We start from the raw sequence: 11,631 nt of genomic DNA on the forward strand, positions 1-11,631 counted from the left end.
CTCGCCGTTTGCGCGGGGACGTTCCCCGCCCGGGCCGCCGGCGCGCGGCTTGCGTGGCGCCTTGCGCGTGTTTCCGCGCCGTCCGGCGCGCTTTGACGACTTTCGGCGGCTTTCGGCGCTTCCCGGACGCCCCGCCAACGCCCCTTTCATCCGGCTTTCACGCGCCCGGCGACCCGCCAGCAGGGCGGCACGGAGCCATTCCGCCATTTACGTGGCATACCACTCAATTCACCAAAACGACGCCATCCGCACAGGCGCAGTGCGCGCGCCGGCGCGCCCAATCCACCTTGGTGCCGGCGGCGCGCGGCGGCGGCGCGCCGCGCGGGGGCGCCGGCCAGCCGCTGCGCGAATCCGGCCAAGGGTTGGCGGGCGGCAGGGGGTGCGCGGGGGGATGCCCGGCACGGTATTTGCGGTACACCACGCATTCCCGCGATTACCACCCCCGCACCAACCTACTAAAGCGGAGCGACAAGCATGAAATCGAAGCAAGGCAAGGCAACTTTCCCAGCTTTCCTGATGGCAATGGCCACCGCGGCCGCCGTGTTCGGCCTGGGCGCCGGCAGCGCATGGGCGCAAGCCGCTCCGACCCTGGCGGCGGGCACGCTCAAGGTCGGCATGCAAGCGACTTATCCGCCATTCGAATACTACGAGGGCGACAAGATCGTCGGCGCCGACGCCGAACTGGCGCGCGCGCTGGCCAAGCAGCTCGGCGCCGAGGCCAGCTTCGCCGACACGCCGCTGTCGCAGCTCATCCTGGGCCTGAACGCCAGCCGCTACGACATCATCATGTCGGCCATGTACGTGACGCCCGAGCGCAGCGCGCAGGCCGCGGCGATTCCCTACGCCCAGACCGGCTCGGCCATCATGGTGGCCGCCGCGACCGGCCTCAAGCCGCGCACCATGCAGGACCTGTGCGGCATGCACCTGGGCATCGTGCAGGGCACGGCCTGGGTGGGGCAGCTGCACGCGGTCTCCGACAGCTACTGCAAGCCCAACGGCAAGGCCGAGATCCAGATCAGCGAGTTCGCCTCGACCTCGCATGTGTTCCAGGCGCTGCTGTCGAACAACGTGCAGGCCGGCATGCAGGTGGCGGCCACCGCCAAGGCGCTGGCCGACAAGTCCGCCGGCCGCGTGGTGGTGACCTCGACCGAGCTGATCAATCCCCAGACCATCGGCATCTTCGTGCGCAAGGACAACAAGGCGCTCTTCGAGGCCGTGTCGCGGGCCCTGGCGTCTCTCAAGAAATCCGGCGAGTACCCGGCGCTGCTGCAGCGCTACGGGCTGGCGCTGCCGCCGGCGGACAAGGCGTCCTGACGGACCGCGCGATGCCCGCCCGGCACCGTCCCGCGGCTGCTGTCGCTGCAGCAGCCGCGCCGGCGGCCCGCCGCCGCGCGCGGCATTCCCTGGAGAGACCCCATGCATTTTGATCTTGGATACATGCTGACGTTGTTCGCGATGCCGGCATTCTGGAAGGCCAGCCTGACCGTGGTCGAGCTCAGCGGGCTGGCATGGCTGTTCGCGGTGGTGCTGGGCTTCCCGCTGGCGTGCGCGCGGATGTCGGGCGCGCGCATGCTGCGCGTGCCGGCGGCGCTCTACATCTGGCTGTTCCGCAGCCTGCCGCTGCTGGTGCTGATCGTGTTCGTCTACAACATGCCGCAGTTGCTGCCGGCCACCGGCGGCGTGCTGTCGAATCCGTTCATCTCGGCGCTGATCGCGCTGGCGCTGACCGAGACCGCCTACATGGCGGAGATCCACCGCGGCGCGCTGCTGTCGGTGGCCAAGGGGCAGTACGAGGCCGCCGCCGCGCTGGGCATCCGCCCGGTCGGCACGCAGCGCCTGGTCATCCTGCCGCAGGCGCTGCGCATCGCGCTGCCGACGCTGGGCAACCAGTTCGTGTCCTGCGTGAAGCTGACCTCGCTGGCCTCGGTGATCTCGCTGAGCGAGCTGCTGCTGGTGGGCGAGCGGCTCTACGCGCAGAACTTCCTCGTGATGGAGACGCTGCTGGCCTGCGCGATCTACTACGTGCTGATCGTCACGGTGTTCGGCTGGGCCATGAAGTACGTGGAGCACCGCATGAACACCGCCGGCCGCAAGCCCGCCACGATGAGCGCGGAGCAGGTGGCGACGCTGCGCGGCACGCTGCCGGCGCCCGCGGCGGCGGCCGCGCCCGCGTCCGGCAAGGGCGCGCCGCCGGCCCTGGCCCTCAAGGGCCTGCACAAGCGCTACGGCGAGCACCACGTGCTCAAGGGCATCGATCTCGACGTGCGCGCCGGCGAGGTGGTCTCGATCATCGGCCCGTCGGGCTCGGGCAAGACCTCGCTGATCCGCACCATCAACGCGCTGGAGCGCATCGACGGCGGCGAGATCATCTTGTTCGGCAACACCTTCATCACGGCCACCGACCGCGCCGACATCCCGCGCGTGCGCCGGGGCGTGAAGGACATCGGCATGGTGTTCCAGGGCTTCAACCTGTTTCCCCACCGCACCATTCTCGAGAACGTCACGCTGGCGCCGAACTACCACGGGCGCGGCGGCCGCGCGCTGACCGCCGCGCGCGCGCTGGCGCTGCTCGACAAGGTCGGCCTGCTGGCGCACGCCCACAAGTATCCGCACCAGCTCTCCGGCGGCCAGCAGCAGCGCGTGGCGATCGCGCGGGCGCTGGCGATGGAGCCGGCCATCATGCTGTTCGACGAACCGACCTCGGCGCTCGACCCCGAGCTGGTCGGCGACGTGCTGGCGGTGATCGGCAAGCTGGCGCGCGAGGGCATGACGATGGTCATCGTCACGCACGAGATGGACTTCGCCATGTCGATCTCGGACCGCATCGCCTTCATGGAGGGCGGCACGGTGCAGCTGTTCGCCTCCCCCGCGGAGATCCGGCAGCAGCCCGGCGCCGGGCGCGTGCGCCGCTTCATCGGCCTGGGCGACGCGCCGTGCGGCGACGCGGGCGCCGTGGCGTCGATCGCGCCGCTCGCGCCGGTCGTCCCGGTCGCCGCGCCGGTCGCCGCCGAGCGCGCGGCATGAGCCCGCCGCTCCGCTCCCGCCCGCCGGCCCGGCGCAGCGCCGGGCGCCGCGGGCCAACCGTTTTCATTGCCACCGGAGCGCCGGCACGACGCTCCAATTCTTGAAGGACACCTACCGTTATGAATGATCGACACATGGTTCTCGGGATGCTCGCCTACGCCACCGGCCAGCACGCGGCGTCGTGGCTGCAATCCACCGCGCCGGCCGACGCCACCACCAACATCGAGTACTGGCGCAGCGTGGCCGCGCTGGCCGAGGAGGGCATGCTCGACCTGTTCTTCCTGGCCGACAGCCCCGGCGCGCGCACGGAGAAGCTCAACGACTTCTCGCGCTTCCCGTACATGATGAACATGTTCGAGCCGATCTCGCTGCTGTCGGCGCTGGCCGGCACGACCAAGCACATCGGCCTCGGCGCCACCGGCTCGACCAGCTTCTACGAGCCGTACAACCTGGCGCGCCTGTTCGCCTCGCTCGACCACCTCTCGCACGGCCGCGCCGGCTGGAACGTGGTGACGACCGCGAGCGACTACGCCGCGCGCAACTTCGGCCTCGACAAGCTGCCGCCGCACGGCCAGCGCTATGCCCGCGCGCGCGAGTTCTTCGACGTGGTGATGCGCCTGTGGGATACCTGGGAGGACGACGCCTTCCTCGCCGACAAGGCCAACTGCCGCATGTTCGACCCGGCGAAGTTCCACATCACCGACTACCACGGCGAGCACTTCAAGCTGTACGGCGGCCTCAACATCCGGCGCACGCCGCAGGGCCGCCCGGTCATCATCCAGGCGGGCTCGTCCGAGGAAGGCAAGTCCTTCGCCGCGGAAGCCGCCGAGGTGGTGTTCTCGTCGGACCCGACCTTCGAGGAGGCCAAGCAGTTCTACGCCGACGTCAAGGGCCGCATGGCGCGCTTCAACCGCGACACCAGCCAGCTCAAGGTACTGCCGGGGCTGTCGGTGATGGTCGGCAGCAGCAAGGCCGAGGCCGAGGACAAGTACCGCGAGCTGCAGAGCCTGATCCATCCGGACGTGGGCCGCATGCGGCTCGGCATGGACCTGGAGGCGGACCTGACCGGCCTGCCGGTGGACGAGCCGATCCCCGAACACGTGATCCCGCAGAAGGCCAACCTGCACCAGGCCTATTTCCGCCAGATCACCGCCATGATCCGCGAGCAGAAGCTCACGCTGCGCCAGATCTACTCCAGCTACGACCGCGGCAAGGTGACGCTGTGCGGCACGCCGGAGCAGATCGTCGACCACATGGAGGAATGGGTGGACGGCGGCGCGGCCGACGGCTTCATGCTGGCCTTCCACGTGATCCCGAACGACACCACCGACTTCGTGCGCAAGGTCGTGCCCGAGCTGCAGCGGCGCGGGCGCTTCCGCAAGCAGTACACGGGCACCACGCTGCGCGAGCACCTCGGCCTGGAGCGGCCCGCGAACCGCTACGCGCGCTAGGCATGCGCTGCGCGCGCGGCCGTCCCTGCGCGGGGCGCCGGCGCGTGCCGGCGCCCGCCATGATGTCCGCAGTCAGATTCGATCGAAGGGAAAATGTCATGTCCACCGATACCGTACTCACCCCGGCCGCGCAGGCGGGGACACAGGCCGCCGCCAGGGCCGTCACCGTCGCGGCGTTCCGCGACGCGATGGCCGACCTCGGGGCGGCCGTGCACATCGTCACCACGGATGGCCGCGCCGGGCGCGCGGGCTTCACCGCCTCGGCGGTCTGCAGCGTCACCGATTCGCCGCCGAGCGTGCTGGTCTGCATCAACCGCACGTCCTCGGCCTACGCCGCGACCATCGCCAACGGCGCCGTGTGCATCAACACGCTGAGCGCGGACCAGAAGCCGCTGTCGGCGGCGTTCTCGGCCAAGGCGTCGATGGACGAGCGCTTCGCCAGCGGCGAGTGGTCCGGCGCGCCCGGCAGCGCCCCGGCGCTGCGCGGCGCCATCATGTCGATCCATTGCCGCATCGACAGCGCGGTGCAGGTCGGCACGCACGACATCCTGCTGTGCGAGGTCGACCGCATCGAGAGCAACGCGCACGCCGGCATCCTGATCTACTACAACCGCCGCTACCACGACATCGCGCGCGAGTGAGCGCCGCGCGCGGGGCCGCGGCGGGGCAGGGGCCTCAGTCCTGCGGCAGGCGCAGCGGCACCACGTTGTCGGCGTTGTTGGCCTTGACCAGGCGGATCATCAGCAGCATGAAGATGTCGCGCTCGGCCGGCGACAGGTGGTCGATGGTGCGGTCGTGCGCGCGCTGCACCGCGGGCGCCATCTTCCGCAGCAGGCGCTTGCCCTGCGTGGTCAGCTTGACGAGCCGCTGGCGCCGGTCGTGGATGGCCTGCGCGCGGTCGACCAGGCCGCGCGCGTGCAGGCGCGGGATGACCTCGGCCACGCTGGAGCGTTCCAGCCCGATCTCGATCGCGAGCGTGTTCTGGTCGATCTCGCCGAGCGCGTCCAGCGTGCTCAGCAGGCTGTACTGGACCGGCGTGATGTTGAATTCCCCCGCCTCCTCGGCGAACAGGAAGCCGTGGATCTGGTGCATGCGCCGGATCAGGAAGCCGGGGCGCTTGAACAGGGGCGTGCTCGCCTGCAGGACGTCGAGCTCGGCCCGGACCGGATCGGTGATGAATGTCTCGATAGTCGTGGTTGACATGGAATGCTGTAAGCCGAAATTGGGAGCCCGGGTTCTTGTCCGGGACGTGATTCGTCGGATCGGATGGCGCAGGCCGCGCTGTCCGCGCCGGTGCGCCGTGCCACTGCCGAAAAGCAAAATCCGGGCCGCTTGGTGCCGTACATGGTACTGCATGCGCTCGCCAGCACCCCCGCCGCGGGCATCAAAAAGGTGCGCCCGCGCCGGCGCGCCCCACAACTTGGTGCAGCGCGCACGCCAGAGATGCGGGGTATAACCCGCATCAAACCGTTTTTCCCGAGAATCTCCGCGGATGCCGGCCCTGCGTTTATCGGCACGGTATTTGCGGTACACCACACATCTTGTCACCGGAACCGCATCTCATGCCTCAAATTCTGCTCAAGGGTGGCCGCGTCATCGATCCGGCCGCGGCGCTCGACGCCACGCTCGACATCCTCGTCGACGGCAACACCATCGCCGCCATCGGGCCGGACCTCGCCGCGCAGGCGCCGTTCGCCGACGTCATCGACTGCGCTGGCCAACTGGTGCTGCCCGGGCTCATCGACACCCACGGCCACGTGTACCAGTACGTGACCGGGCGCTTCGGCCTGAACGCCGACCATTGCGGCGTGCAGTCGGGCGTGACCACCATCATCGACCAGGGCGGCGCGAGCTGCATCACGCTGCCGGGCTTCCGGCGCTTCGTCGCCGAGCCGGCCGCCACGCGCGTGCTGTCGTACATCTCCGCCTACCTGGTGGGCGGGCTGGAGGGACACTACTATCCCGACCTCTACAACCCCGCCTGCCTCGACGCGGCGGCCACCGTCAAGAGCGCGCTGGCCAACCCGGACCTGGTCAAGGGCGTCAAGGCGCATGCCGAGATCGGCGGTTTCGCGCGCTGGGGCCTGGACGTCATGCGCATCGCCTCGCGCATCGGGCGCGACGCCGCGCTGCCGGTCTACATCCACTTCGGCCAGCTGTGGCCCAAGCCCGAGCAGGGCGGGCGCGAGGTGAACCCGGACTCGATCTTCAACCAGGTGGTGGACATGCTCAAGCCGGGCGACATCCTGGCGCACCCGTTCAGCCGCCACCCGGGCGGCTTCGTCGAGGAAAACGGCCGCCTGCACCCGCTGGTGCACGAGGCGGTGGCGCGCGGGCTCAAGATCGACGTGGGCCACGGCTCGCATTTCAGCTTCAAGACGGCACGCATCGTGCTTGATGCCGGTGTCATTCCCGATACGCTTGGCGCCGACATGCACGGCTACAACACGCACGTTCCCGCTCCCGCCGGCACGCCGGACAGCCACCCGGACGAGGAGCATTCCTTCCTCGGCCGCACCCAGTTCAGCCTGGTCAGCGCGATGAGCAGCATGCTCGCGCTCGGCCTGCCGCTGAACCACGTGGTGGCGATGGCGACCGCCAACGCGGCGCGCATGGCCGGCATGGAAGGCGAGATCGGCACGCTCAAGGTGGGCGGCGCCGCCGACATCAGCGTGCTCGACGACCGCCGCGGCCGCTGGGTGCTGGAAGACAACGAAGGCACGCAACTGGTGACGGACCGCATGCTGTCGCCGCTGTTCTGCCTGCGCGACGGCATCCGCCACGACGCCACTTCGCCGACGCTGCCGCTGGCACGCGCGGCCTGACCGAGCAAGGAGAGAGCCGATGAACCGGCAAGGCAAGGCGAAGGCCCACGACGGGCCGCAGGGCATCGGCGCGTCGCTGCCGCGCAAGGAAGACGAGCGCTTCATGCGCGGGCGCGGCGAGTACGTGGGCAATATCCGCATGGTGGGCATGCTCGACGTGGCCTTCGTGCGCAGCCCGGTCGCGCACGGCCACATCGTCGGCATCGAGAAGCCGGCCGGCTTCGAGCACGCGGTGTACACCATCGCGGATCTCGACGGCGTGGCGCCCATCGTCGCCAATTCGGGGCTGCCCGGCTTCAAGCCCTCGGAGCAGCCGGTGCTGGCGCAGGGCAAGGTGCGCCAGGTCGGCGAGACCATCGCCATGTGCGTGGCGGCCACGCGCGCGGCGGCCGAGGACATCGCCGCGCAGGTCTTCGTGGATTTCGAGGAACTGCCCGCGGTGGTCGACATGCTGGCCGCGCGCAGCGCGCCTCCGGCGCTGGTGCACGAGCACTGGGGCGACAACGTGTTCCTCGAGGCGTTCGTCGACGCGCATCCCGAGGTGGACCTCGAGGCCATCCGCCGCGACGCGCCGATCCGCGTGCGCCGCCGGCTGCGCACCGCGCGCCAGAGCATGGCGCCGATGGAAGGGCGCGGCGTGGTGGCGCACTGGGACAAGCGCCTGTCGCAACTGATCGTGCACACCTCGGCGCAGATGCCGCACATCACGCGCACGGGCCTGGCCCACTGCCTGGGCCTGGACGAGGGGCAGGTGCGCGTGATCGCGCCGGACGTCGGCGGCGGCTTCGGCTACAAGGGCATCCTGCTGCCGGAGGAAGTCTGCTGCGGCTGGCTGGCCATGCGGCTGGAAAAGCCGGTGCGCTGGATCGAGGACCGCCGCGAGCAACTGACGGCCAACGCCAATTGCCGCGAGCACGCCTACGACATCGCCGCCTACGCCGACCGCGACGGCCGCCTGCTGGCGGTGGAGTGCGAGGCGCACGTGGACTCGGGCGCCTATTCGTCCTACCCGTTCTCGGCCTGCCTGGAGGCCGCGCAGGTCGGCAGCATCCTGCCGGGGCCGTACAAGATGGAGCGCTACCGCTGCCGCACGTGGTCGGTGGCTACCAACAAGCCGCCCATCCTGCCGTACCGCGGGGTGGCGCGCACCGGGGTCTGCTACGCCATCGAGACCATGATGGACGCGATCGCCGTGCAGGCCGGCATCGAGCCTTACGAAGTGCGGCTGCGCAACCTGGTGCAGCCGCACGAGATGCCCTACGACAACATCACCAACAAGCATTTCGACAGCGGCGACTATCCCGAGGCGGTGCGGCGCGCCATGCGCGCCATCGACCTGCCCGCGGTGCGCGCGCGCCAGCAGCGCGGCGAGGCCGACGGCAGGCGCATCGGCTTCGGCATGGCGGTGTTCTGCGAGCAGGGCGCGCACGGCACCTCGGTCTACCACGGCTGGGGCATCCCGATGGTGCCCGGCTACGAGCCGGCCGTGATCCGGCTGACGCCGGACGGCGTGCTCGAAGTGCGCGCCGGCGTGCACTCGCACGGGCAGAGCATGGAGACCACGCTGGCGCAGATCGCCCACGAGGTGCTCGGCATCGACACCGGGCGCGTGCGCATCGTGCTGGGCGACACCGGCGTCACGCCGTATTCCACCGGCACCTGGGGCTCGCGCTCGATCGTCATGGCGGGCGGCGCGGTGGGCCAGGCGGCCAAGGAACTCAGGCAGCGCCTGCTCAAGATCGGCGCATGGCTGCTCGGCGCGGCGCCGCAGGACGTGCGCTGGGAGGACGGCGCGGTGGTGGGCGCCGGCGGGCGGCGCACGCTCGCGGAGATCGCGCGCACCTGGTATCTGGCGCCGCAGTTGCTGCCGCCGGACGTGGACCCGCGCGGCCTGGAAGTGTCCACCTCCTACCAGGCGCGGCGCGACACCGGCACCTTCAGCTACGCCTGTCACGCGGTGGTGGTGGCGGTGGACACCGAACTGGGCCACACCGAGATCCTCGACTACGCGATCGTCGAGGACGGCGGCGTGCTGATCAACCCGATGGTGGTCGACGGACAGGTGTTCGGCGGCGCCGCGCAGGGCATCGGTACGGCGCTGTATGAAGCCATGCCGTACAGCGCGGACGGCCAGCCGCTCGCTTCGACGCTGGCCGACTACATGCTGCCGGGCGCCACCGAGGTGCCGGCCATCCGGATCGAACACATGGAAACACCCGCGCCTTACACCGAATTCGGCCAGAAGGGCATCGGCGAGAGCGGCGCCATCGGCTCGCCGGCGGCCATCGCCAACGCCGTCAACGATGCGCTGCGCGCGCTTGGCGCCGAGGTGCTGGAGCTGCCGGTGTCTCCGCGCGTGGTGGTCGAGGCGCTCAGCCGTGCCCGCGCCGCGGCGGGAGTCGTAGCATGAAGCCGTCGGTATTCGACTACGCCCGCCCGCTGACCTGCGCGGACGCGTTCGCCCATCCCGACCTGGCCGACGGCATGGCCAAGTTCGCGGCCGGCTGCCAGTCGCTCGGGCCGATGATGAACCTGCGCCTGGCCCAGCCCGGCATGCTGGTGGACCTGCGCGCCATTGCCGCGCTGCGCGAATGCGGCGCGCAGGGCGACGCGGCCGTGCTCGGCGCGTGCATCACCCATGCCGAGATCGAGGACGGCAAGGTCGACGACGGCACGCAGGGGCTGATGCCCCACGTGGCGCGCGGCATCGCCTACCGCGCGGTGCGCAACCGCGGCACGCTGGGCGGCAGCCTGGCCCATGCCGACCCCGCCGCCGACTGGATCAACACCATGTGCGCGCTCGACGCCGAGTTCCTGGTCAGCGGCCCGCGCGGCGCGCGCACGGTGGCCAGCGCCGACTGGATGCTCGGCGCCTTCACCACCGCGCTGGAAGGCGACGAGATCCTGACCGGCGTGCGCTATCGGTGGCTGTCTCCGGCGGCGCGCTGGGCCTACTACAAGTTCAACCGCAAGCCCGGCGAATTCGCCGAGGCGATCGCCATCGTGATCGACGATCCGGCCGCCGGCACGTGCCGCGCGGTGATCGGCGCCATCGACGGCGCGCCGCACCGGATCGACGACGCGCGCGCGCTGCTCGCGCCGGGCGCCGATGCCGGCTTGCCCGGGCGCCACGTCGAGGCCGCCGGGCTGGACGCGGACAGCTATGAATTCCAGGTGCACCGCGTGGCGCTCGAGCGCGCCATCGCCATTGTGCAGCGCCACGGCAGGAACCCGCTATGAACGACCTCACCGATCTTTCCGACCTCACCGACCCCGCTGCCTCTGGCGGCCACGACGCCGTGACCGTGCCCGTGATCGAGCACGCCATCGAGCTGACCGTCAACCGCGCCCGCGTGCGGGCCACGGTGGAGCCGCGCACCAGCCTGGCCGACTTCCTGCGCGAGCAGCAGATGCTGTGCGGCACCAACATCGGCTGCGAGCAGGGCGTGTGCGGCGCCTGCACGCTGCTGGTCGACGGCGCGCCGGCGCGCTCCTGCATCACGCCGGCGGTGGCCTGCGCCGGCGCGAGCGTGCAGAGCATCGAGGGCTTCGACGACGACCCCGCCATGCGCGAGCTGCGCGAGGCCTTCCGCGCCGAGCACGCGCTGCAATGCGGCTACTGCACGCCCGGCATGCTGATGACCGCGCGCGACATCGTGACCCGGCTGCCCGATGCCGACGACGCGCGCGTGCGGCTGGAGCTGTCCGGCAACCTGTGCCGCTGCACCGGCTACGTCGGCATCGTGCGGGCCATCCGGCGCGTGCTGGAGGCGCGCCGCGCGCGTGCCGCCGCGCCGGCCGCGCCGGCTGTGCAACTCGCCGGCGCCTGATTCAGGAATTCACAGGGAACCATGATGGAAATCGAACAAAGCTTCACCGTGCCATACCCGCGCGCCAGCGTGTGGGCCTGCTTCCATGACGCGCCGGGCGTGGTCGGCTGCCTGCCCGGCGCGTCGCTGCTCGCGCCGCCCGAGGGCGGCCTGCTCAAGCTGGCGATGGCGGTCAAGCTGGGCCCGATCGCCGCCTCGTTCAGCGGCGACGGCGAGATGCGGCTCGACGAAGACGCCTTCCGCGGCAGCGTCAGCGGCGGCGGCGTCGACCGCAAGAGCGCCTCGCGCGTCAAGGGCGTGGCGGCCTTCGCGCTGGAAGAGGCGGCGCCGGGACAGACGCGCGTCGACGTGAAGGTCGACTACACGATCGCCGGCAGCCTCGCGCAGTTCTCGCGCGGCGGCCTGGTGAAGGACCTCGCCACGCGCATGACCGAGGCCTTCGCCGCCAACCTCAAGGCCAGGCTCGACGCCAGCGCGCCGGCGGCGGCCCCCGCGCCGGCG

Annotated in this window: 10 protein-coding genes; 9 read left to right on the plus strand and 1 reads right to left on the minus strand. The window is 70.8% G+C overall.

Going from position 1 to position 11,631, the window contains the following annotated elements; genetic code table 11:
• Window positions 1–474 precede the first annotated feature (474 nt).
• From K206_RS0104015 to K206_RS0104030, 4 genes are all read left to right on the plus strand, one after another.
• Window positions 475–1,314: a transporter substrate-binding domain-containing protein gene (locus K206_RS0104015; protein ID WP_231401548.1), complete on the plus strand. Its 840-nt coding sequence runs from the start codon at window positions 475–477 to the stop codon at window positions 1,312–1,314.
• Window positions 1,315–1,416: 102 nt separating this feature from the next.
• Window positions 1,417–3,024 (plus strand): amino acid ABC transporter permease/ATP-binding protein, encoded by a 1,608-nt coding sequence (locus K206_RS37460; protein ID WP_081651312.1) that lies wholly within the window; start codon window positions 1,417–1,419, stop codon window positions 3,022–3,024.
• A 119-nt stretch (window positions 3,025–3,143) separates the two neighbouring features.
• Complete coding sequence (locus tag K206_RS0104025) at window positions 3,144–4,475, plus strand: LLM class flavin-dependent oxidoreductase (protein ID WP_029043209.1); 1,332 nt, start codon at window positions 3,144–3,146, stop codon at window positions 4,473–4,475.
• Window positions 4,476–4,573: 98 nt separating this feature from the next.
• A complete protein-coding gene (locus K206_RS0104030; protein WP_020201129.1) occupies window positions 4,574–5,116 on the plus strand; it encodes a flavin reductase in 543 nt (180 codons plus the stop codon).
• 34 nt (window positions 5,117–5,150) lie between these two features.
• Here the strand turns inward: K206_RS0104030 and K206_RS0104035 are convergent, their stop codons facing one another.
• On the minus strand, window positions 5,151–5,678 hold the full coding sequence (locus K206_RS0104035) for a MarR family winged helix-turn-helix transcriptional regulator (RefSeq protein ID WP_020201130.1): 528 nt from the start codon (window positions 5,676–5,678) through the stop codon (window positions 5,151–5,153).
• A 359-nt stretch (window positions 5,679–6,037) separates the two neighbouring features.
• On the opposite strand from K206_RS0104035, the gene K206_RS0104040 reads away from it, so the two are divergent.
• The 5 genes from K206_RS0104040 to K206_RS0104060 form a co-directional block, all read left to right on the plus strand.
• Entirely contained in the window at window positions 6,038–7,300 is a 1,263-nt protein-coding gene (locus K206_RS0104040) for an amidohydrolase/deacetylase family metallohydrolase (RefSeq protein WP_020201131.1), read from the plus strand.
• Between the two features lie 19 nt (window positions 7,301–7,319).
• On the plus strand, window positions 7,320–9,710 hold the full coding sequence (locus K206_RS0104045) for a xanthine dehydrogenase family protein molybdopterin-binding subunit (protein ID WP_020201132.1): 2,391 nt from the start codon (window positions 7,320–7,322) through the stop codon (window positions 9,708–9,710).
• Window positions 9,707–10,540, plus strand: a complete 834-nt coding sequence (locus K206_RS0104050) for a xanthine dehydrogenase family protein subunit M (protein WP_020201133.1) — start codon at window positions 9,707–9,709, stop codon at window positions 10,538–10,540. The genes K206_RS0104045 and K206_RS0104050 overlap by 4 nt, the downstream gene beginning before the upstream one ends.
• Window positions 10,537–11,130, plus strand: a complete 594-nt coding sequence (locus K206_RS0104055) for a (2Fe-2S)-binding protein (RefSeq protein WP_020201134.1) — start codon at window positions 10,537–10,539, stop codon at window positions 11,128–11,130. The genes K206_RS0104050 and K206_RS0104055 overlap by 4 nt, the downstream gene beginning before the upstream one ends.
• Before the next feature lie 24 nt (window positions 11,131–11,154).
• A partial coding sequence (locus tag K206_RS0104060; RefSeq protein ID WP_029043211.1) for an SRPBCC family protein occupies window positions 11,155–11,631 on the plus strand: 477 nt, incomplete at its 3' end.

The sequence above is a fragment of the Cupriavidus sp. WS genome (assembly GCF_000395345.1).
Lineage (GTDB): Bacteria > Pseudomonadota > Gammaproteobacteria > Burkholderiales > Burkholderiaceae > Cupriavidus > Cupriavidus basilensis_B.